Consider the following 22,191-nt stretch of genomic DNA (forward strand, 5'->3'; position numbering starts at 1 on the left):
AAACGCTACATAGCCAACGAAATCCACCGCATCCTCACCCACCAAAACACCACACAACCAACCCCCACACCTTGACATAGGAGCATCGGAAAGACCGGAACCGAAGACCTAACTTTGGCAAAAAGCGAGGCATCCGGTCGCGATGACCACCGGTCCTGCTGGCCGCCGCCAGTTCTGATGCCGAGCTGGGCGACCCGTCGCGATGCTGATCAGTTCTGCTGGCCGCTGCCGCTTGTGATGCTGAGTTGGGCGACCCGTCGCGGTGATGGCCCGTTCTGCTCGCCGCCGCCGGGTCTGGTGGTGGCTGGGCAGTCGGTTGCGATGGTGGCCAACTCTTGCTGGCGCGGCCGGTCGCAATCCACATCAGCTCTGCCAGGCGCTAGGTGTCGAGGCTGCCAGCGTTCTGCCAGCGGAGGCTGCGAGGTTGGGCGGGTCGCCAACTATGAGGGAGCGTCGACTGTGAAGAGACTCAAAGCCTATGCCGTTGCGGCTGCGCTGGCGTCGGTTGTTGTTGCTGGCGGTTCTAGCGCTTCTGCTGCTGTGGCTCGGCCTGCTGCTGCTCGTTCCAGTGGGGGTTGGATCGGGCAGTGCTATCCGTGGCATGACAAAAATACGTTCGGTGGGTGGTGCGATGGGAATGGGCCCTACTCGTACCAGGCTATGGCGGAGTGCGCGGACTGGACGTGGTCCGCTGGTGTGGTGGTGTGGGCTGGGAACCGGAATGGTTCGTACGCTTACTGTGCTGGGCATGGTGGGCTGGCCAGCGGGACTTCTTGGTACTGGAACTACCTGCCCTATGGGTGAGCGGGCTGTTCAGTCCTGGCCTTCTACGTAGGCGTTGCCCCAGTAGCGTCGGAGTAGGTCTTCGCGTTCGGTTGCGCGGCCTGGCTGGTCCTCGAGGAGCATTGCCAGGTCGTGCATTGCGTCTTGGTCGCCTCGGACTACGCGGAGGCGGTGCCAGCGTTCGGCGTCGGGTTCGCGGCCGGGGATGGCGGACAGGAGGCGGGCTAGGTAGGTCGCGCCGTTGGGGTCGCCGGATTCGTGGACGCGGAGGTAGGCCTCTTCGGCTTCGGTGGGGCGGCCTTGGCGGTCGCGGAGTTGGCCCAGCATCAGGAGGGCGTGGGTGTCGCCGGTGGTGGCGGCGCGTTGGATGTAGACCTCGGCTTCGGCTGTGCGGTCGGTCCAGTCCAGGAGGAAGCCGGCCAGTTCCAGGGCCCCTTGTTGGTTCTGCTCGGCTGCGCGGCGGAAGTAGTGCTCGGCTTCGAAGCGGCGGAGGGGTTGGGGGGCCAGGCGGTGGGCCAGGGCGAGGCAGGTGGCGGGGGTGAGGTTGCGGCGCAGGTCCTCTTCGATCTCGGCATCGGTGCGGGGCATTGGTGAAACGTAGAACGAGGGCCCCGTTCCACACAACGGGGCCCTCGCGTTCGGGGGTTATCAGCCGGTGTAGCCGACCTTCGTCCAGTCGTAGTCCTGGAAGCCGAAGGAGCCGAAGTTGGCCAGGGTGGACTTGGTGGCCCAGATCTGGGGGCGCTGGTAGAGGGGGATCAGGGAGGCCTGCTTGGTGGCCAGCTTGTCCGCCTCGTTGGCGTCGGCTATCGCCTGGGCCGGGTCGGTGTCCTCCAGGGCCTTCTTCAGGGCCGCGTCGATGTCGGGGGCCTTGTCCAGGCGGGGGTTGTTGTGGATGTTCTTCGGGTCGTCCACGGACTGGATCTGGGGGGCGCCGCTGGAGACCGGGAAGGGGTTGCCCGCGTAGGCGAAGGCGGTGATGTCGTACTGGCCGACGTTGATGTACTTGTCGAAGTAGTCGTCGCCGTTGACCGGGGTCTCGGTGATGTTGATGCCGACCTTCTGCAGGTCCGCCTTCACCATCTGGGCCTCGTTGGAGGTGACCTTGATGCCCTGGGACTCGACCCACTTCAGGTCCAGCTTGACGCCGTCCTTGGCGCGGATGCCGTCGCCGCCCTTGACCCAGCCGGCCGCGTCCAGGGCCTTGTTGGCGGCGTCGACGTTGTAGGCCAGGTCGCCCAGGTTGTCCTGGTAGCCGGTCTGGTTGTTGACGAAGAAGCGGTTGTTCAGGACCGTGGGCTTCCAGGTGCCCAGGTTCTTCAGGTCCACGTCGGCGATCTGCTGGCGGTTCACGGCCTGGTAGATCGCCTGGCGGACGACCGGGTCCTTCAGGGCCGGGGCCTGGGTGTTGATGGTGATGTGGCGCCAGTCCGGGCCGCCGGCGTAGTGCAGGGTGCTGCCCGCGGCGTCCTTCACCTTGGCGAAGTTGGCGGCCGAGGGGCCGACCTCGAAGACGTCGAGCTCGTGGTTGTTGTAGGCGTCGGCCTGGGCCGCGGTGTCGTCGATGGCACGGAAGACGATCTTGTCCAGGACCGGCTTGTCACCCCACCAGTTGGGGTCGGCGACCACGGTGACGGTCTTGGTGGTCGGGTCCATCTTGTCCAGCTTGAACGGGCCGGCGGTGACCGGGATGGCGTTCAGGTAGGCCTTGTTCCAGCCGTCGACGTCGGAGACCTTGGCGGCCGGGTACAGGCCGGCGCCGTTGAACTGGTCGAACATCGACTTCCAGTCCGAGAACGGCGTCTTGTAGGTGACGACCACGGTCTGGTCGTCGGCGCCGCGCTCCACCGACTCCATCTGGTCGTAGCCGACCGAGCTGGCGACGTCGAAGCCGGCGCTCGCGCCGATCTCGGCCTTCCAGGTGGCGACGAAGTCCTTGTAGGAGATCGCGGTGCCGTCGGACCACTTGGCCTTCGGGTTCAGCTTGTAGGTCACGACCTGCTTGCCGGAGGCGGTGCTCTCGTCGGCGCTGAGCAGGTAGTCCTTGTTCGGGGTGGCGGCGCCGGAGGCGTCGAAGTGGAACAGGCGCGGCATCATCGTGGACATCACGCGGGCGCTGTCCAGCTCGTTGCCGTTGTTGGTGGCGATGTTCCACTGCGAGGAGTACTGGTCGATCGCCATCGTCAGGGTGCCGCCGGCCTTCAGCGAGGAGGCGTCCTTGGCGTTGATGTCGTTGCTGGTGGCGGCCGGGATGGCCTTGCCGTTCGCCGAGGTGGAGGCGCTGGAGGCGCCGGAGGAGCCGCTCTTGGAGGAGGAGCAGGCCGAGGCGGCCAGGGCGGCGGTGGCCAGGATCGCGACGATCGCCGGCGACTTCTTGGTGATGCTACGCATGGATGTGAGTCTCCTGATTGAAGCCCCTGCCCTCCGCGGCCGCGCCGGAGCGCGGCCGGGGAAGGTCGGGCGGGGATGCGTGGAGGGAAGGTACGACGCGGCGCCGGGGATCCGGTCGGCCTCGCCAGGGGTGGGGCGGATGGCCCGGGTGGCGGATCAGACCACCTCCAAGGCGTCGGCGAAGTGGCACGCGGTCGCGTGGTCCGCTCGGCCGGGGCGCGCGACGATGGTCGGGTCCTCGTCACGGCACTTCGTCTGCTCGGCCGCGGTCAGCGACGCGTACTTGAAGCAGCGGTCGCGGAACCGGCAGCCCGAGGGCACGTTGGCCGGCGACGGCAGGTCGCCGGGCAGCAGGATCCGGGTGCGCTCGCGCTCCTTGTGCGGATCCGGCAGGGGGATGGCCGACAGCAGGGCCTGGGTGTAGGGGTGCGAGGGGGCCCGGAAGACCGCGGCGACGTCGCCGATCTCGACGATGCGGCCCAGGTACATCACGGCCACCCGGTCGGCGATGTGCCGCACCACCGACAGGTCGTGGGCCACGAACAGGTAGCTCAGGCCCAGCTTGGCCCGCAGCTCGTCCAGCAGGTTGATGACGCCGGCCTGGATGGACACGTCCAGGGCCGAGACCGGCTCGTCCAGGATCACCACCTTCGGGTTCAGCGCCAGGGCCCGGGCCACGCAGATGCGCTGCCGCTGGCCGCCGGAGAACTCCCGCGGGAAGCGCGAGGCGTGGTAGGGCTCCAGGCCCACCAGCTCCAGCAGCTCCGCGACCCGGGCCGCGGCCCGGTCGGCGGACCAGCCGTGGGTGCGCAGCGGCTCGGCAATGGCGTCGCCGATCGGCATCCGCGGGTCCAGGGACGCCATCGGGTCTTGGAAGACGATCTGGATGTCCTTGCGCATCTCCATGCGCTCGCGGCCGGACAGGTTCGCCGCCTCGCGGCCGAACACCGCCACCGAGCCGGCCTGCGGAGCCACCAGCTCCAGGATCTCCAGCAGCGTGGTGGTCTTGCCGCAGCCGGACTCGCCGACCAGGCCCAGGGTCTCGCCCTGGCGGATCTCGAAGCTGATGCCGTCCACGGCCTTGACCGTGCCGACCCGGCGCTTGAAGACCGCCCCGCGCAGCAGCGGGAAGTGCTTGTGCAAGTCCTTGACCTCCAGCACGGTCTCGCGCTGCGCGCGCGGCACCTGGTCCAGCTCCGCCTCGGGGATCTCGGGCACCGGGTAGACCTGGTCCACCGGGATGGTCCCGTTCTCCAGCTCGGCGCGCCGGTGGCAGGCCGCGAGGTGGGAGTCCGAGCCGGCCGGCAGCAGCGCGGGCTCGGAGCCGTGGCAGGCCTGGACCGCGATCGGGCAGCGGGCCGCGAACGGGCAGGCGTCGGGCAGGCCCACCATCGACGGCGGGTTGCCCTCGATCGGGGTCAGCGGACGGCGGCCGCGCTCGGCGGTCTCGTCCAGGCGGGGTATGGAGCCCAGCAGGCCGATCGTGTAGGGCATGCGCGGCCGGTAGTAGATCTCGTCGACGGCGCCCTGCTCCACCGGGCGGCCCGCGTACATCACCGTGACCTTGTCGGCGAAGCCGGCGACCACGCCGAGGTCGTGGGTGATCATCAGGATCGCCGCGCCGGTGAGCTGCTGCGCGTTCTTCAGCGCCTCCAGGATCTGGGCCTGGATGGTGACGTCGAGCGCGGTGGTCGGCTCGTCGCAGAGGATGACCTTGGGGTCGTTGGCGATCGCCATCGCGATCATCACACGCTGGCGCATACCGCCGGAGAACTCGTGCGGGAAGTTCTTGAACCGCCGCTGCGGGTCCGGGATGCCGACCACTTCCAGCAGCTCCAGGGCGCGCTTGCGGGCCGCCTCCCTGCCCAGCTTCTGGTGCACGGTCAGGGCCTCGACGATCTGGTCGCCGACGGTGAACACCGGGGTCAGCGCGGACAGCGGGTCCTGGAAGACCATCGCGATGTCCTTGCCGCGGATCTTCGACATCGCCCGGTCCGACCGGCCGAGCAGCTCCTGGCCCGCCAGCCGCACCGAGCCGGTGACGCGGGCGTTGTCCGGCAGCAGGCCCAGCACCGCCATCGCGGAGACCGACTTGCCGGAGCCGGACTCGCCGACGATGCCCAGCACCTCGCCGGCGTGCAGGTCGTAGCTGACGCCGCGCACCGCGTGCACCGCGCCGGCCTCGGACCCGAAGGTGACGTGCAGGTCCCGCACGCTCAGCAGCGGGCTGCCGGTGGCCGGACTCCCGACGGCGGCGGGGATCAGCAGGTTCTCACTCTGGCTCATCGGGCCGAGACTCCCGTCGAGTTGGGGTCGAGGGCGTCGCGCAGGCCGTCCCCGATGAAGTTGACGCACAGGATGATCAGCACCAGGAACGCGGCCGGGAAGACGAACAGGTACCACTGGTCGGTACTGGCGAAGTTGGAGCCGTCGTCGATCACCGTGCCCAGCGACACGTCCGGGGTCCGGATGCCGAAGCCCAGGAAGGACAGGAACGACTCGGTGATGATCGCCGCGCCCACGTTCAGCGTGAAGTCGACGATCAGCAGCGAGGAGATGTTCGGCAGGATGTGCCGCCGGATGATGGTCCAGGACGGCACGCCCATGTAGCGGGCGGCCCGCACGAACTCGCGCTCGCGCACGGTCAGCGTCATGCCGCGCAGCACGCGCGAGGTGATCATCCAGTTGAACAGCGCGATCATCGGGATCAGCACGATCCAGTTCGAGCCCTGGAAGTACGGCGACAGGATGATCAGCATCAGCAGCGAGGGCACGACCAGGAACAGGTCGGTGAGCCAGACGATGGCCTTGTCCCACCAGCCGCCGAAGTAGGCCGCGGCGGTGCCCAGCAGGCCCGCGGTGCCGGTCGACAGCAGCGCCACCAGCAGGCCGATGATCAGCGACTTCTGCATGCCCGAGACAGTCTGGGCGAACATGTCGTGGCCGGCGTCGTCGGTCCCGAACAGGTGGTCCGAGCTCGGCCCGGACTGCGTGTTCCCGAAGTCGTTCTCGGCCGGGGCCCAGTGCGTCAGGTGCCCGCCGAAGAACGCGAACACGAACAGCAGCACCAGGCCGACCAGGCCGACCATGGCCAGGCGGTTGCGGCGGAAGCGGCGCCAGACCAGCCGGGCCCGCCCGCCGCCCACCGGCGCGGGGCCGGTGCCGAGCACATCGGGCTTCTCGCCGCTGTCGATGATGGGGATGGACATCACAGGGCCCTTCGGAGACTGGCCGGGACGGTCACGGGGCGGGAGCTGGAGCTGGGGCCGACACTGGGGCCGACGCTGGGGCCGACACCGGGGCGGGAGCCGGCGGACCGGCGGGCGGTCACAGCCGGACCCGGGGGTCGAGCACGGCGGTGATCACGTCCGCGAGCATCCCGGCGATCAGCACCAGCACCGCGGAGAACAGCGTCACGATCGCCACCGAGTTGACGTCGGCGTGCCGCGTGGAGTCGGAGAACCACGACCCCAGGCCGTTCCAGCCGAAGACCCGCTCGGTGATGATGGCGCCGGCGAAGGTGGTGATCGTGGAGTAGGTGATCAGGGTCATGACCGGGATCACCGCGGTGCGCACGCCGTGCTTCAGGATCGCCTGGCCCTTGCGCAGGCCCTTGGCCCGCGCGGTGCGCAGGAAGTCCGAGCCCATGACGTCGAGCATGGTGCCGCGCTGATAGCGGCTGTAGAAGGCGATCAGGCCCAGCGACAGCGAGATGGTCGGCAGCAGCAGGTGGTCGGCGCGGCTGAACAGCTGGCCGAGGAAGCCGGTGGCGTTCGGGTCGATCTCGCCCTGGTACTGCAGCAGCGGGGTGTCCCCGCCGACCAGCTTGTTCACCTGCACCGCGATCAGCTTCAGGAACGGCGCCAGCACGAACACCGGCATCGCGAAGATCAGGTAGGACGCGAAGGTGATCGAGTGGTCGCTGAACTTGTACTGTCTGACCGCCTGGAACGAGCCGATCAGCACGCCCAGCACCGCCGAGAGCACGGCCGCCACGGTCACCAGGCGCACCGTGACCCAGACGCTGATCGAGAAGTGCTTGCCGACCGAGTCCAGCTGCCAGGTCTTGCCGAAGTCGCCGTGCACGACGCCGCTCACCCAGGTCGCGTAGCGCTCCAGCACCGGCTTGTCCGGGTTGCCGTTGCGCTCGTCGAGCTCGTGGTACATCACCACGGCCGGGGTCGGCGGGTTCTTCTGCAGGTACTGGTCCTTGGGGTGGAAGGCCGTGGCCGCGCCCAGGTACGCCAGGGAGGTGGCGATGAAGACCAGGACCACGTAATTCAGCAGCCTGCGGACGATGAAGGCACCCAATGTCCTGACCTTCCGTGCTCGAGAACCTCAACCCAGGTGAACCGGGCGTAGATCGTGTCGAGCCCGTTGGTAAACAGGTTGTCGGATGGGCGCCGGAAAATCGATCACGAAAAGGACACGAATGGATCTCTAGTGATGAATCACAACACAGACCGTGAAAATCCCAATACGGACAGTACTCACATATAGGGAAAAAGAGACACCGAGTCCGCGGATGATCACGCGAACCCGGTGCCCAACATACTGATCTTCAGTGGTGTCCACAATCTGAGAACGCGTCAGCACCCCCAGGCCGTGGAGTCCTTACCGCCGCGCGTCACTCCCAGAGCGGGAAGTGGCACGCCGCCTGGTGCCCCTCGGTGCCGTAGTCCGACAGCGTCGGCTCGACCTGCGCGCACAGCTCCTGGGCCGCCGGGCACCGCGTGCGGAACCGGCAGCCCGAGGGCGGGTTGATGGCGCTGGGCAGCTCCCCGGCGATGCCGGCGGCGGCCTTGGCCTTCTCCACCTCCGGGTCGGCCACCGGGATGGTGTCCAGCAGGCCCCTGGTGTAGTGGTGCACCGGCCGCGCGTACACGGCGTCGGCCGGGCCGATCTCCACCAGCTTGCCCAGGTACATCACGCCGATCCGGTCGGACAGGTAGCGGACCACCGACAGGTCGTGCGAGATGAACAGGTAGGACAGCCCCAGCTCGGCCTGCAGGTCCTTCATCAGGTTCAGGACCTGGGACTGGATCGAGACGTCCAGCGCCGAGACCGGCTCGTCGGCGACGATCAGCTTCGGCGCCGGGGCCAGCGCCCGGGCGAAGCCGACGCGCTGCCGCTGGCCGCCGGAGAACTCGTGCGGATACCGCTCCAGCGCCGAGACCGGCAGGCCGACCTGGTCGAACAGGGTCCGGATCCGGTCCTCGCGCTCCTGCTTGGACCCGATCTTCTGGATGTCCAGTGGTTCGCGCACCACGGTCTGCACCCGCATCCGCGGGTCCATCGCGGCGTAGCTGTCCTGGAACATCATCTGCACGTCCCGGCTCAGCGCCCGGCGCTTGGCCGGCTTGACCGCGGCCATGTCCACGCCCTTGCCCGGACCGCCGAAGACCATCGAGCCGCCGGTGCTCTCCTCCAGGCCCACCAGCAGTTTGGCCACCGTGGTCTTGCCGCAGCCGGACTCGCCGACCAGGCCCACGGTCTCGCCCTTGCGGATGGTGAAGGACACCCCGGCCACCGCGCTGACCGTGCCGATCTGCCGGCGCAGCAGCCCCTTGGTGATCGGGTAGTCCTTGACCAGGTCGGTGACCTCCAGCAGCACCTCGCCGATCTCGGTGCTGGGGATCTCCTCGGAGGAGGTCTTCTCGGTCAGGGTGACCGTGACCTCCTCGCCGGCCCGCTCGGCGGCGCCCACCGGGTGGAAGCAGGCGAACTCGTGCCCCACCTCGTCGACCCGGTTGGGCGGGTCCTGGGCCCGGCAGTCGGCCTGTGCGTAGCGGCAGCGGGGCGCGAACCGGCAGGCCGCCGGCGGGTCGGTGAGGTCCGGCGGCAGGCCCGGGATCGAGTACAGCCGGGTGCCGCTCTCCGCGCCGCGCTCGGGCAGCGAGTCGAACAGCGCCTCGGTGTACGGATGCCGCGGGTTGGCGTAGAGCCGCTCGGTCCGTGTGGTCTCCACGATCCGGCCGGCGTACATCACGTTCACCCGGTCCGCGCGCCCGGCGATCACGCCGAGGTCGTGGGTGACCAGGATCACCGCCATGTCCAGCCGCTCGCGCAGGCTGTCGATCAGCTCCAGGATCTGCTTCTGGACCGTGACGTCCAGCGCGGTGGTCGGCTCGTCGGCGATCAGCAGCTTGGGCTCGTTGGCCAGGGCCATCGCGATCATCGCCCGCTGCCGCATACCGCCGGAGAGCTGGTGCGGGTAGTCCCGGGCCCGCTGCTGCGGGCTGGGCATGCCGACCAGGTTGAGCACCTCGACCGCGCGGGCGTGCGCCTCGGCCTTGCCGGCGCCCCGGTGGATCCGGACCGACTCGGAGATCTGCCGGCCGATGGTCATCGTCGGGTTCAGCGAGGTCATCGGGTCCTGGAAGATCATCCCGATCTCGTTGCCGCGCACCCCGGCCATCTCGTCGTCGTCGAGCTGGAGCAGGTCCCGGCCGTCCAGGAAGATGCTGCCGTCCGGACTGCTGCCGCCGTTGGGCAGCAGCCGCATGATCGACATCGCGGTCATGGTCTTGCCGCAGCCGGACTCGCCGACGATCCCGATGGTCTCGCCGGCCTCCACGCTGAAGCTGATGCCGTCCACCGCCTGGACCACCGAGCGCTTCAGCTTGATCTGGGTGTGGAGGTTCTGGACCTCTAGTAGTGCCATGGCGCGCTCACCGCTTCTGAAGCCGGGTCTCGAAGGCGTCGCGCAGCGCGTCGCCGATGAAGTTGCAGCTGATGATGATCAGCACGATGGACACCCCGGAGGGATAGATCATCCACCAGTAGCCCTGGTCCATATAGCTGGTCCCGGCCGCGAACATCCCGCCCCAGTCGTCGTTCGGGGCCTGCAGCCCCAGCCCGATGTAGCTGAGCACGGACAGCGCGAACACCGAGTTGGCCACGGTCAGCGAGGTGTTGACGATCGTGGTGCCGATGGTGTTGGGCAGGATGTGCCGGGCGATGATCCGCCAGTTCCGGCCGCCCATCATCCGGCAGGCCGCGACGTAGTCCCGGACCTTGACCGTCAGGGTGTCGCCGCGGGTCAGCCGGGTCAGGCTGAACCAGCTGGTCAGGGCGATGGCCAGGATGAACACGGTTTTCGTCCGGCCCCGGGTGGCGGCCAGGTAGATCAGCGCGAAGATGATCGGGATCGACATCAGGGCGTCGATGGCGCGCATCATCACCGAGTCGATCCAGCCGCCGACGAACCCGGCGACCGCGCCGTAGAGCATGCCGATCACCGAGGCCAGCAGGCCGGAGACAATCCCGACCTCCAGCGTGATCTGCCCGGCCTTCATCAGCTTGCCGAGCACGTCGACGCCGTCGTTGTCGGTGCCCAGCGGGTGGCCGGCGCCCGGCGGCTTGGTGATCTCGCCCATCTGCACGTCGGTGGTGTTGCCGTGGTAGAGGAGCGGCCCGAAGAAGCAGAACAGGACGTAGAAGATCAGGACGCCCAGGGCCACGACCGCGAGCTTGTTCTCCAGGAACACCTCCAGACCGCGCCGGAACATCGAGCGCGGTTTCTCGGCCGGCGCCAGGCCCAGCATCTGGTCGGTGGGGATCGCGGCGTCGCCCTGCTCGGGGAACACGGGAGACATGGTCATTTACGTCAGCCTCACTCGCGGGTCCAGGGCCGCGTAGGAGATGTCGGCCACCAGCGAGCCGATCACCGTCACCACCGCGGTCAGCATCGTCGTGCCGAGCACGATGACGAAGTCGTTCTGCTGCGCGGCTTGGATCGTCAGCAGGCCCATGCCCTGGATGTTGAAGATCTGCTCCACCAGCAGCGCGCCGCCCACCAGCCCGGGCAGCGAGAGCCCGACCAGCGTGGCCATCGGGATCATCGCGTTGCGCAGCACGTGCTTGTACAGCACGCGGCGCTTGGTCGCGCCCTTCGCGGTGGCGGTGCGGACGTAGTCCTGCGTGAGCTCGTCCAGCATCGACGAGCGCATGTAGCGGCTGTAGCCGGCGACGAGCCCGATGACCAGGCTGAGCACCGGCAGGACCGTCTGCTCGGGCTGCACGAGGAGGGAGTGGAAGGAGTCGATCTGGTTCGCCGTCGGGATCCAGTGCAGCTTCACTTGGAAGATCTCGCGCAGGATCGGCCCGATGAAGAAGACCGGGACCGCGTAGCCGACGAACGACAGGGTCGTGATCGTGTAGTCGGTGGCGGTGTTGCGCCGCGTGGCCTGCAGGACGCCGATCGGGACCGCGAGCAGGATCGTGATCAGCAGCGCCAGGCCCACCAGGTAGGCGGACTGCCCGAGCGTCTCGCGGATCAGGTCGCTGACCGTCTGGTTGCGGATGTAGCTGGTGCCCAAGTCGCCGTGGAGGAGCTTCTTGAGCCAGATCCAGTACTGCGTCCAGAGGTGCTGGTCCAGACCGAGCTTGTGCGTCAAGTAAGTGATCTGCTGCGGGGTGGCCTTCTGGCCGAGCATCCCGCGGACCACACCGTTGGGCATCAGGTGCAGCAGACCGAAAGTGATGATCGAGACGATGAACAGCGTCGCGATCGACTGCAGGGTCCGGCGGATCAGGTAGGCGGTCACCGCGACCCCCCGCCGGGGGTCGCGGTGACGTCAGTGCGCTTGGTCACTGGGTGTAGTACCAGAACTCGGGCTCGAAGCCCTGGAAGGCGTCCTGGCCGGAGTCGTGGAAGCCCTTGGCCACGGCCCAGACCCAGACGCTGTTGTGCATGTAGATCAGCGGCGTCGAGATCGACGCGGTGTAGGCCTCGTAGTCGGCCCAGGACTGCGCGTCACCGACCTTGACGGTCTTCGCCACGGCGGCGTCGAACTTGGGGTCGGAGAAACCGTAGATGTTCGAGCCCGCGCCGGTGGTCAGCAGCGAGTCGGCGGTCGGCAGCAGGGAGTACACCCAGCCGCCGTACAGGATCGCGTCCCACGAGCAGCCGGCCGGCTTGTCCGGCGAGCAGGCCACCAGCTCCGAGCCCAGGGTGTTCTGGGTCTTGGTCGGCACGCCGATCGAGATGCCGGCCTTGGCCGCGGCGTTCTTGTACGCCTGCATCACGACGTCCAGCGCCGGGTGCGCGGTCGGGTACTCCAGCGAGAACTCGGCCTTGTCACCCTGCTTCACGCCGGCGCCGCACTGGTTGTCCGCGGTACCGGGGCTCTTGCAGGTGGCCGGCGTGGTGGTCAGGTCCCAGCCGTGCGCCTCCATCAGCGACTTGGCCTCGGCCGGGTCGTACTTGGCCGCCGCCGCCTTGGCCGCCGCCGACAGCGGGTTGCCGTCCGGCGAGCCGGGCACGATGCCGGTCGTCGGGTAGCCCCAGCCGTGGTACGGGCCGTCGATGGCGCCCTGCTGGTCCATCAGGTCCTGCAGCGCCTTGGTGAAGTACGGCTGCCGGAACAGCGAGCCGTGCGCCGTGGAGCCGAAGTTCAGCTGGTAGTAGCTGATCGAGTCGAGCAGCGAGCCCTTCTCGACCTGGTACCCGGCCGAGGCCAGCGGGTTGCCCTTCTGGACGTCGCTGGCGTTGTACTGCGGCGTGTTGGCCGCGGTGAAGACGCCCAGCTGCAGCGCGTTGGCCTGGCTGGACCCGGCCTGCAGGTCCTTCCACTCGGCGTCGGTGCTGGTGTACGGGACGAAGTCGACCTCGTCCAGGTACGGCTTGTGCTCACCGCCGAACTGCGGGTTCTTGGTGATCGAGAAGCCGCCGGTGGTGGCGTTGAGGTCCTTCAGGACCCACGGGCCGTCGACGATCTTCCACAGCGGGTTGGTCGAGAAGGTCTTCACGTCCTTGCCCGCGTTGTACAGGTAGTTGTAGACCGGCTCGCAGTCGGCCTTCAGCGTCGGGGAGTCCAGGGTGTCGCTGGAGCACTTGCCCTTGGTGCCCTTGTCGTCGGTGACGTCCCACGCCAGCGGCATCGGGGTCACCGTCTGCAGCGCGTTGCCGACGATGTAGTCCTGGCTGTACTGCTGGTCGAAGGTGATCGAGATGCTGGTGTCGCTCACATTGGTGGAGACGATGTTGTCCGGCAGGTACTTCACCTTGACCACGTCGTTCGGCGGGCTGTAGTAGCCCAGCTTGTCCGACTCGGCCTTCATCATGTTCAGCCAGAACTGCACGCTCTTGCCGGTGACCTGCTCCCCGTTGCTCCACTTCCAGGCGGACTTCATGGGGATGGTGATGGTCAGGCCGTCCGAGCTCCAGGTCGGCTTCTCGGCCGGGCCCATGTCGTAGTTGACGGCGAGCTTGTCGTTCAGACCCACGTAGTACAGCGGGCGGTAGAAGAAGTACTGGAACTGCCCGGTGTTCTGGGTGCTCAGCTGGTCGATCGACATGAACGGGAAGATCGCGTTCGGGCTCGACCCGGGCGGCCACTCGGCGACCCGCGCGGTGCCGCCCTGCTTGGCGGCCGGACCCGAGCTCGTCGGCGTGGCCGGGTTGGAGCTCGACGAGGTGATGTTGTTGGTCTTCGGTCCGCTGCTGGAGCTGCTGCCACAAGCGGCGGCGGCGCCGATGGCGGCTATAGCGCCCACCATCGCCACGAACCTTCGGGTATTGCTGACGGCCATCAAGCCCTCCCCTTAGACGGATCCGGCTCGGTGTGTGGATCCGGGCCGGTCGCGGTTGTGAGCGCAGCCGACAGCAACAGATGCGTGATGACAGGCAGTGGCGCCGAGGGTGGCTCACGACCACTCCTGCATACAGTGGCCCAACAAAGGAGGAAAAGCGATCACAGATCGGCAACGAAATCCATGTCGAAAGACGCACAGACGTGGTATGGACCGAGGTCCCGGAGAATTAACAAGATCGTCATCTTGGCGGCCCCGGAACATCACTGCAAGATCGATATTGCAAAGTGGCTGATCAGCGGCGCGAGTTAGCACCTGCTTTATATCCAGCAGTTTCCATGAGAAAAACCAAGATCGAAGAAAAGCGGAACCCCCGCATCACCTTGTCCGCCCATGGCAAGGGTCCGACAAGGGATGAGGGGGTCGGCGAAAGGGTGGCGTTACACGGCGCTTCCACGAAAGCGCTATAGCATCCGCGCCACCTCGACCGCCCAGTAGGTCAGCACCGAGGTCGCCCCGGCCCGCCGCACCGACGTCAACGTCTCCAGAATCGTCCGCTCCCGGTCCAGCCACCCGTTCGCCGCGGCGGCCTCCACCATCGAGTACTCCCCCGACACCTGGTAGGCGGCGACGGGCACATCAACAGCATCGGCGACCTGACGCACGACGTCCAGATAGGACAGGGCTGGTTTCACCATGACCATGTCCGCGCCCTCGGCCACGTCGAGCCGCACCTCGCGCAGCGACTCCAGGGCATTGGCGGGATCCTGCTGATATGTGCGCCGATCCCCTTGCAGACTCGACTCGACGGCGTCTCTGAACGGACCGTAGAACGCACTGGCGTACTTGGCGGAATAAGCCAGAATCGCGGTGTCCTGGAGACCGGCCTCGTCCAGGGCCCGCCGCACGAATCCGACCTGCCCGTCCATCATTCCGCTCGGGCCCAGCATGTGCGCGCCGGCCTCGGCCTGGCGCACCGCCATTTCGGCATAGCGTTCCAAGGTGGCGTCGTTGTCCACCGAGCCGTCGGCCCGCAGCACTCCGCAATGCCCGTGGTCGGTGAACTCGTCCAGGCAGAGATCGGACATCACGACCAGGGAATCCCCGACCTCGTCCCGCACCTCGGCGATGGCCCGCTGGAGAATCCCGTCCGGGTCGGTACCCGCCGTGCCCCGCGCGTCCTTCTCGGCCGGCACGGCGAACAGCATGGCCCCGCCGATGCCCTCGGCGACCGCCTCGGCCGCGGCTTTGCGCACCGACGCCAGCGTGTGCTGGAACACCCCGGGCATCGCCGCGATCGGCGTCGGCTCGCTCACCGTCTCCTTCACGAACAACGGAAGGATGAAGTCGGCGGGATGCAGCCGAGTCTCCGCGACGAGGCGCCGCATGGCGGGAGTGGTACGGAGACGGCGGGGGCGGTCCAGCGGAAAGCTCATACATTTGAGAGTACTCGCGGTTTTTCACCGCCGAGCCCGCCCCTGCCGGTAATGCCGCGCACGATGCGATAAGCGCCCCCGCCGTCCTTGCGCGCGCCCGGTCCGGCCTCAGTCCACGGAGTCGTCGAACTCGGCGTCGAGTTCCTCGTCGTCGATCACGTGCATGGCGGCCTCCTCGGCGGACGCCGCGCCCCCGTCGATCCCCACGTCGTACGCCGCCAGATCGGCGTTCCCGCCGGAGTGCGAACCCTCGTCCGGGGCCATCAGCCGCCCGGCCCGCCGGCTGCCGACCTGGTCCCCCATCGGCTCCCCGTCGCTGCCGGCGTGGTCGCCGATCCCGTCCCAGTCGGCCGGCGGCGGGGCGAAGTCCGGCAGCTCCTCGGCGAGCCGCTCGTCCAGGGTCTCCGGATCGCGCAGCGCGATCGGGCGGTCCGGCGGTGAATAACCGGTGTCCAACTCGTCCGGGCCCGGGACCAGGGTGTCGGAGCCGTCCAGCTGCTCGACCATGTCCTGGGCATCGGTGTCCGGCTGCGGGAGATAAACGTCATCCGCGAAGCCACTGCTCATGCGAATACCCGACCACTTCCCACCGACGACCGCAACTCATCGGCGGGTCCGCCGTTCGGACCACGCCCGGAGCAGGCCCGGACCACGCCCGGACCAGTCCCGCGGCCCGCGCCCGCGACCTCGGCGCGGGGCGGGTTCACGACAGCGTCAACGCGCTGAGGAACGCCGCCGTCCGCCGGGCCGCCGCTCCGAGGGCCGGTACACCGGCTCCCCGGCGGCCAGCGCCGAGACCCGCCGGGTCTGGCCGAAGTCGGCCAGCGCGTCGGCCAGCGCCACCACCGAGGCGGACGGCGCCAGCACGTCGACCCGCAGGCCGTGCTCCTCGGCGGTCTTCGCGGTCTGCGGCCCGATACAGGCGATCACCGTGGCCGCGTGCGGCTTGCCGGCGATGCCGACCAGGTTCCGCACCGTGGAGGAGGAGGTGAACAGCACCGCGTCGAAGCCGCCGCCCTTGATCGCCTCCCGCACCTCGGCCGGCGGCGGCGCGGCCCGCACGGTCCGGTAGGCGGTGACGTCGTCGACCTCCCAGCCCAGCTCGATCAGCCCGGCGATGAGGGTGTCGGTGGCGATGTCGGCGCGCGGCAGGAAGACCCGCTCGATCGGGTCGAAGACCGGGTCGTAGGCCGGGAAGTCCTCCAGCAGCCCGGCCGCCGACTGATCGCCGGACGGGGTGAGGTCCGGCTGCACGCCGAAGGCCACCAGCGCCGCCGCCGTCGCCTCGCCGACCGCCGCGACCTTGATGCCGGCGAAGGCCCGGGCGTCCAGGCCGTACTCCTCGAACTTCTCCCGGATCGCCTTCACCGCGTTCTGCGACGTGAAGGCCACCCACTCGTACCGGCCGGTGACCAGGCCCTTCACCGCCCGCTCCATCTGCTGCGGGGTGCGCGGCGGCTCCACGGCGATGGTCGGCACCTCGTGCGAGACCGCGCCGTAGCCGCGCAGCCGGGTGGACAGGCCCTCGGCCTGCTCCTTGGTCCGCGGCACCAGGACCTTCCAGCCGAACAGCGGCTTGGTCTCGTACCAGGACAGCGCCGCCCGGTCGGCCACGGCGGCGCCGACCACGACGACCACCTCACCGCCGCCGGCGATCAGCACCGCGGCCTCCACGGCCACCCGGGCCAGCGTGGAGACCACGGTGCGCTGGGTGGTCAGGGAGCCGTCGGCGGTCACCGACACCGGGGTGGTGGCCTTGGCCAGCCCGGTCGCCTGCAGCGCGGCCGCGGCCGCCTCCAGCAGGTGCGCGGGGCCGACCATGACCAGCGTCTCGTGGGTGTTCAGCGGTCCGGCGCCGGGCTTGCCCGCGGAGTCCGCGACGTCGGCCAGCGACCGGATCCGCACGCCGCCCTGGCCCGAGGAGCGCCCGAGCGGGATCCCGGCGTACAGCGGCACCGCGGTGGACACCGCCACGCCCGGCACGATCTCGTAGACGACGCCGGCCTTGGCGCACAGCGCCGCCTCGGCCGCCACCACGCCGGACAGGCCCGGGTCCCCGGAGGTCAGCCGGACCACCCGGCGGCCGGCGGCGACCTCGCCGAGCAGGTTCTTCATCCGGGAGGCCGGGGTCAGCGAGACCGTCGCGTCCCCCAGCTCCCCGAGCTCGCCGCGCTCGTTCTCCACCACCGGCACGATCAGCGCGTCGGGGTTGATGTGCTTGCGCAGCCGCTCCACCAGACCGGTCTCGGCGGCCACCACGTCCGCGCCCTCCAGCAGCGCCACCGCGCGCAGGGTGAGCAGCTCCGGGTCGCCGGGGCCCGCGCCGACGAACGCCAGCAGCGCCGTCGTCCCGCAGGAATCGAGTGCGGAGGCCGAACCTCGTCGAGTCGTCGTCACCATGCCTGCCTCACCCCCACCGTCCGTCGTCCCGGCGCCGCCCTTGGCGCCGTCCAGCACTTCCAACAATTCGCTCACCGGCCGGCTCACGCTGCACGCTCCATCAGCTCGGCGGCGCCCTCGGCGAGCAGCGCCCGCGCCACGGCCCGCCCCAGCCCCTCGGGGTCGTCGACCCCGCCGGCGAGCGAGCGCTTCAGCCCGCGGGACCCGCTGACGGTAGCAACCAGCCCCGTCAACGACAAAACGTTGTCATCACCGGCGATCGCGTGGCCGCCGACCGGAGCCGAGCAGCCGGCCTCCAGCACCGCGAGCATGGTGCGCTCGGCGGTGACCGCGGCCCGGGTCGGCCGGTGGTCCAGCGTCGCCAGCAGCGGCACCAGCGCGGCGTCCCGGCACTCCACGGCCAGCGCGCCCTGACCCGGCGAGGGCAGCATCACGTCCGGCCCGAAGACCTCGGTGGCCTCCTCCTCCCGGCCCAGCCGCTGCAGTCCGGCCAGGGCCAGCACCACCGCGTCCAGGCTCCCGGAGCGCACGAAGCCGATCCGGGTGTCGACGTTGCCGCGGATCGGCACGACCTCCAGGTCCGGCCGCAGCATCCGCAGCAGCGCCATCCGGCGCGCCGCGCCGGTCCCGACCCGGGCCCCGGCCGGCAGGTCGGCGAGCTTGCGCCCGTCCCGGGCCACCAGCACGTCGTTCACCGCGGCCCGCTCGCTGACCGCCGCCAGGCAGAGCCCCTCGGGCGCGGCGGTCGGCAGGTCCTTCAGCGAGTGCACCGCGAAGTCGATCTCGCCGGCGTACAAGGCCTCGCGCAGGGCGTTCACGAACACCCCGGTGCCGCCGATCTGCGACAGCGCCTCCCGCGAGGTGTCGCCGTAGGTGGTGATGTGCACCAGCTCCACCGCCCGGCCGGTGGCCGCGGTCAGCGCCGCGGCGGCCATCCCGGACTGGGCCAGGGCCAGGGCGCTGGCCCGGGTCCCGAGCCGCAGCGCCGGCTGCCCGCCGGCCGGGGGCGCGCCGGGTACGGGCGATCCGTCTTGGGCCGGACTCCCGGTCATGCTGACACCTCATTCGTCGTGCCCGCGGCGTTCGCCGCGCTGACGGCCTCCACGGAGGCCGGGTCGAGGCCGAAAAGCTCACGCAGCGCTTCGGCGTAGGAGGTCCCGCCGGGAGCGCCGGCGAGTTGCTTCACGCGCACCGTCGGCACGTGAAGGAGCTTGTCGACGACCCGGCGCACGGTCTGTTCGACCTCGGCGCGGTCCTTGTCGGCCAGCCCCGGGGTCTTGCCGCGCAACCGCTCCAGCTCGGAGCGGACCACGTCGGCGGCCATCACCCGCAGCGCGGCCACGGTCGGCGCCACCGCCTCCGCGCGCTGCGCGGCGGCGTAGCCCTCGACCTCGGCGAGCACCAGGTCCCGGACGGCGGCTATCTCCTGCGCCGCCCCGGCCGCCTGCGCGCTGCCGTCCCGCGCCACCCGCTCCAGGTCCACCACGTGCACCCCGGGCAGGGTCCGCACCGCCGGATCGACGTCGCGCGGCAGCGCCAGGTCGACCAGCGCCAGCGGATGGCTGTGCGCGCTGCGGGTCAGCATCTCGGCGGTGATCACGTGTCCCGGCGCCCCGGTGCAGGCGACCACCAGGTCGGCCTCCCCCAGCGCCGGCACGATCTGTTCGATCGGCACCGACACCCCGCCGTACTGCGCCGCGAGGTGTTCGGCCCGCTCCTGCGTCCTGTTCGCCACGACCATGTGACGAACGCCGGCCCGATTCAGTGACGCGGCGGCCAGCGCGGCCATCGATCCGGCCCCGATGATCAGGGCCCGCAGTCCGGTCGGACCGTCCACGCCCAGGGCCCGGTAGGCCGCGTCCAGCGCCACCGACACCACCGACTGCCCGGCCCGGTCCAGCCCGGTCTCACTGTGCGCCCGCTTGCCGACCCGCAGCGCCTGCTGCACCAGGTCGTTCAGCGAGCGCCCGGCGGTGCCCTGCTCCTGGGCGGTGGCCAGGGCGGTGCGGATCTGGCCGAGGATCTGCGGCTCGCCGACCACCATCGAGTCCAGCCCGCAGGCCACGGTGAACAGGTGCTGCACGGCGCGGCCGTCGTAGTGCACGTACAGGTGCGGCGTCAGCTCGGCCGGGGCGATCCCGGTGTGCACCGACAACAGTTCGGTGACCTCGGTCACGGCGGCGTGGAACTTGTCGACGCCGGCGTAGACCTCGATGCGGTTGCAGGTGGCCAGGGCCGCCGCCTCGTGCACGTTCGGCGAGGCGGCGAGGTCGGCCAGCAGTTTCCCGGTGCGCTCGGTGCTCAGCGCCGCGCGCTCCAGCAGCGCGTGGGGTGCGGACCGGTGGGACAGTCCAACGGCTAGAAGACTCACGAGGGGATCCCGGTGTCGATCAGAGAGGCGTCCAGGGACCGGCCGGAGCCGGCGGGCGCGCCGGAGCCGGCGGCGCGTGCGCCGCCCGGCGGACCGGCGGCCCCGCTCGGGCCTTGCGGCAGCGCGTGCCCGCCCTTGCGCTGCTCATGGAAGGCGAGGATCTGCAGCTCGATGGACAGGTCCACCTTGCGCACGTCCACGCCCTCGGGCACGTTCAGCACCACCGGTGCGAAGTTCAGGATCGAGGTGATCCCGGCCGCCACCAGGCGGTCGGCGACGGCCTGGGCGGCCGGCGCCGGGGTGGAGATCACGAAGATCGAGATGCCCAGGCCGCGGATCGCCGACTCCAGCTCGTCGGAGTGCCGCACCCGGACGCCGGCCACCACCGAGCCGGTGAGCGCCGGGTCGGCGTCGAACAGCGCCGCGACCCGGAAGCCGCGGGAGGCGAAGCCGCCGTAGTTGGCCAGGGCGTGGCCCAGGTTGCCGATGCCGATGATGGCCACGGCCCAGTCCTGGGTCAGGCCCAGCTCCCGGGAGATCTGGTAGACGAGGAAGGAGACCTCGTAGCCGACCCCGCGGGTGCCGTAGGAGCCGAGGTAGGAGAAGTCCTTGCGGAGTTTGGCGGAGTTGACCCCGGCCGAGGCGGCGAGCTCCTCGCTGGAGACGGTGATGATGCCGCGCTCCTGCATGCTTATCAGGGCCCGCAGGTAGACCGGGAGCCGCGCGACGGTGGCCTCCGGGATGCCCTGGCGGGTCGAGCGCAGCGAGGCGCCGTTCCCGGAACGGGAGTCCGGATTGGTGCCGCCCGACGCGTTGCTGCTCGTGCTGGCCACGCTGCTCCTCATCGCGCTCGCGCTCGGCGTTGCCGTCGTGCGGTGGATCTGCACTGCTGTGCCCCCGCGGCCGCGGCGCCTCGGGCCCGGACGAGGTGCCCTGGCAGCGCTGCCCGGGAGGAGTGGGCGCGACTTTGCGCGCTTGTTCCTCTGGACAAGCACGATAGGCGTTTGTGAACGCACGCACAAAGTCTCTTCGGTCACCCCATGACCCGATGTCCGATTTGTCGGGAGAACTGACGGCTGAATAGTTACCGAACAGGACGTGAAGTGCTGTGCGTCACGGTCGGCGGGCGGCTCGGCCCCGGGTGCTCAGCCGCGGGCCGCGGCCGCGATCGCCTTGCGCAGCCGCTCGGCGTCGACCCGCCAGAAGTCGTGCCGGGCGCCGTTCACCAGGGTCACCGGGATCTGCTCCCAGTACTCCTGCTTCAGCGCCGGGTCGAAGTCCGGGGCCGTGATGTCCAGCTCCTCGACATCGGCGCCGGTCTCGGCGGCGACCTCGCGCACCGTCCGCCGGGCGTCGTCGCACAGATGGCAGCCGGGCTTGCCGACCAGGGTCACGGTCACGGGGGCGGCGCCGGAGCGCTTGAAGAGTCGGAGCACACCCGAAAGCGTACGGAGAACACGTTGACGACATCTATCCGTCACGCTCAGGGCATAGGGTTGGGCCCATGGGCACCGAGGTAGTGCACGCGGGCACTGTGACGACTGGGTCCGCCGGGGCGTTCTTCGACCTGGACAACACCCTGGTCCAGGGCGCTTCGCTGTTCCACCTCGCCCGCGGCCTGACCGCGCACGGCATGGTCAGCAAGCGGGAGATCGCCGGGCACGCGCTGCGCCAGGTGCGCTTCCGGGTCTTCGGCGAGCAGTCCGGGCTCCTCGACGACGTGCAGGAGCACGCGCTGGACTTCGTCAAGGGCCACGAGGTGGCCCGGATGGAGAAGATCTGCGAGGCGGTCTACGACGACTACCTGGCCGAGAAGATCTGGCCCGGCACCCGGGCGCTGAGCGAGGCGCACCTGCTCACCGGCAAGGAGGTGTGGCTGGTCACCGCCGCGCCGATCGAGCTGGCCCAGGTGATCGCCGAGCGGCTGGGCCTGACCGGCGCGCTGGGCACCCGGCCGGAGCGGGTGGACGGCGTCTACACCGGCCGGATCTCCGGCCCGCTGCTGCACGGCCCGGACAAGGCCCGGCAGGTGGCCCGGCTGGCCGCCGAGCGCGGCCTGGACCTGGCGCACAGCTACGCCTACAGCGACTCGGCGAACGACCTGCCGCTGCTGTCCCTGGTCGGGCACCCGGTGGCGGTGAACCCGGACCGGGCCCTGCGCCGCCACGCCCGGCACCACGGCTGGGCGATCGTGGACTACCGCGGCACCCGCCGGGCCGGGGTCGGCCTGCCGGTGGCCGGGGCCGCCGCGCCGGTCGGCGCGGTCGCGGCCGG

17 protein-coding genes are annotated in these 22,191 nt (G+C 69.8%); 1 reads left to right on the plus strand and 16 read right to left on the minus strand.

What is annotated here, in order from left to right; translation table 11 throughout:
- Positions 1-813: 813 nt before the first annotated feature.
- The 16 genes from ABD481_RS45200 to ABD481_RS45275 all read right to left on the minus strand — a co-directional run bounded on the left by ABD481_RS45200 (position 814) and on the right by ABD481_RS45275 (position 21,353).
- The gene (locus ABD481_RS45200) at positions 814-1,371 is read right to left on the minus strand and encodes an SEL1-like repeat protein (protein ID WP_344672119.1); all 558 of its coding nucleotides are present in this window, start codon (positions 1,369-1,371) and stop codon (positions 814-816) included.
- 60 nt (positions 1,372-1,431) lie between these two features.
- Positions 1,432-3,174 (minus strand): ABC transporter family substrate-binding protein, encoded by a 1,743-nt coding sequence (locus ABD481_RS45205; protein WP_344672120.1) that lies wholly within the window; start codon positions 3,172-3,174, stop codon positions 1,432-1,434.
- A gap of 156 nt (positions 3,175-3,330) precedes the next feature.
- Entirely contained in the window at positions 3,331-5,460 is a 2,130-nt protein-coding gene (locus ABD481_RS45210; RefSeq protein WP_344672121.1) for an ABC transporter ATP-binding protein, read from the minus strand.
- Entirely contained in the window at positions 5,457-6,383 is a 927-nt protein-coding gene (locus ABD481_RS45215) for an ABC transporter permease (protein ID WP_344672122.1), read from the minus strand. Before ABD481_RS45215 ends, ABD481_RS45210 begins: the two co-directional genes overlap by 4 nt.
- A 118-nt stretch (positions 6,384-6,501) precedes the next feature.
- Positions 6,502-7,485 carry an ABC transporter permease gene (locus ABD481_RS45220; protein WP_344672123.1) on the minus strand — a complete coding sequence of 328 codons (984 nt, stop codon included), beginning with the start codon at positions 7,483-7,485 and terminating at the stop codon, positions 6,502-6,504.
- Positions 7,486-7,801: 316 nt separating this feature from the next.
- A complete protein-coding gene (locus ABD481_RS45225; RefSeq protein WP_344672124.1) occupies positions 7,802-9,838 on the minus strand; it encodes an ABC transporter ATP-binding protein in 2,037 nt (678 codons plus the stop codon).
- 7 nt (positions 9,839-9,845) lie between these two features.
- Entirely contained in the window at positions 9,846-10,778 is a 933-nt protein-coding gene (locus ABD481_RS45230) for an ABC transporter permease (protein WP_344672125.1), read from the minus strand.
- The gene (locus tag ABD481_RS45235) at positions 10,779-11,723 is read right to left on the minus strand and encodes an ABC transporter permease (protein WP_344672126.1); all 945 of its coding nucleotides are present in this window, start codon (positions 11,721-11,723) and stop codon (positions 10,779-10,781) included.
- A gap of 43 nt (positions 11,724-11,766) precedes the next feature.
- Entirely contained in the window at positions 11,767-13,710 is a 1,944-nt protein-coding gene (locus ABD481_RS45240) for an ABC transporter substrate-binding protein (protein WP_344672127.1), read from the minus strand.
- A gap of 464 nt (positions 13,711-14,174) precedes the next feature.
- Positions 14,175-15,146, minus strand: a complete 972-nt coding sequence (gene hemB, locus ABD481_RS45245; protein ID WP_344672128.1) for a porphobilinogen synthase — start codon at positions 15,144-15,146, stop codon at positions 14,175-14,177.
- 108 nt (positions 15,147-15,254) lie between these two features.
- Positions 15,255-15,719, minus strand: a complete 465-nt coding sequence (locus ABD481_RS45250; protein WP_344672135.1) for a DUF5709 domain-containing protein — start codon at positions 15,717-15,719, stop codon at positions 15,255-15,257.
- Between the two features lie 141 nt (positions 15,720-15,860).
- Positions 15,861-17,546: a uroporphyrinogen-III synthase gene (locus ABD481_RS45255; RefSeq protein WP_425559429.1), complete on the minus strand. Its 1,686-nt coding sequence runs from the start codon at positions 17,544-17,546 to the stop codon at positions 15,861-15,863.
- An 83-nt stretch (positions 17,547-17,629) separates the two neighbouring features.
- Complete coding sequence (hemC, locus tag ABD481_RS45260) at positions 17,630-18,598, minus strand: hydroxymethylbilane synthase (RefSeq protein ID WP_344672130.1); 969 nt, start codon at positions 18,596-18,598, stop codon at positions 17,630-17,632.
- Positions 18,595-19,917 (minus strand): glutamyl-tRNA reductase, encoded by a 1,323-nt coding sequence (locus ABD481_RS45265; protein WP_344672131.1) that lies wholly within the window; start codon positions 19,915-19,917, stop codon positions 18,595-18,597. Before ABD481_RS45265 ends, hemC begins: the two co-directional genes overlap by 4 nt.
- A complete protein-coding gene (locus ABD481_RS45270) occupies positions 19,914-20,681 on the minus strand; it encodes a redox-sensing transcriptional repressor Rex (RefSeq protein WP_425559430.1) in 768 nt (255 codons plus the stop codon). The genes ABD481_RS45265 and ABD481_RS45270 overlap by 4 nt, the downstream gene beginning before the upstream one ends.
- Positions 20,682-21,062: 381 nt before the next feature.
- Complete coding sequence (locus ABD481_RS45275) at positions 21,063-21,353, minus strand: glutaredoxin family protein (RefSeq protein ID WP_344672133.1); 291 nt, start codon at positions 21,351-21,353, stop codon at positions 21,063-21,065.
- Between the two features lie 68 nt (positions 21,354-21,421).
- On the opposite strand from ABD481_RS45275, the gene ABD481_RS45280 reads away from it, so the two are divergent.
- On the plus strand, positions 21,422-22,191 hold a 770-nt coding region (locus tag ABD481_RS45280; RefSeq protein ID WP_344672134.1), incomplete at its 3' end, for an HAD family hydrolase.

Origin of the sequence: Catenulispora yoronensis (assembly GCF_039531695.1) — a bacterium.
Classification (GTDB): Bacteria; Actinomycetota; Actinomycetes; order Streptomycetales; family Catenulisporaceae; genus Catenulispora; species Catenulispora yoronensis.

Coding starts and splice junctions, on each gene's coding strand:
- ABD481_RS45200 (WP_344672119.1), bottom strand. CDS start 1,371: ATGCCCCGCACCGATGCCGAGATCGAAGAGGACCTGCGCCGCAACCTC.
- ABD481_RS45205 (WP_344672120.1), bottom strand. CDS start 3,174: ATGCGTAGCATCACCAAGAAGTCGCCGGCGATCGTCGCGATCCTGGCC.
- ABD481_RS45210 (WP_344672121.1), bottom strand. CDS start 5,460: ATGAGCCAGAGTGAGAACCTGCTGATCCCCGCCGCCGTCGGGAGTCCG.
- ABD481_RS45215 (WP_344672122.1), bottom strand. CDS start 6,383: ATGTCCATCCCCATCATCGACAGCGGCGAGAAGCCCGATGTGCTCGGC.
- ABD481_RS45225 (WP_344672124.1), bottom strand. CDS start 9,838: ATGGCACTACTAGAGGTCCAGAACCTCCACACCCAGATCAAGCTGAAG.
- ABD481_RS45230 (WP_344672125.1), bottom strand. CDS start 10,778: ATGACCATGTCTCCCGTGTTCCCCGAGCAGGGCGACGCCGCGATCCCC.
- ABD481_RS45240 (WP_344672127.1), bottom strand. CDS start 13,710: ATGGCCGTCAGCAATACCCGAAGGTTCGTGGCGATGGTGGGCGCTATA.
- hemB (WP_344672128.1), bottom strand. CDS start 15,146: ATGAGCTTTCCGCTGGACCGCCCCCGCCGTCTCCGTACCACTCCCGCC.
- ABD481_RS45255 (WP_425559429.1), bottom strand. CDS start 17,546: ATGGTGACGACGACTCGACGAGGTTCGGCCTCCGCACTCGATTCCTGC.
- hemC (WP_344672130.1), bottom strand. CDS start 18,598: ATGACCGGGAGTCCGGCCCAAGACGGATCGCCCGTACCCGGCGCGCCC.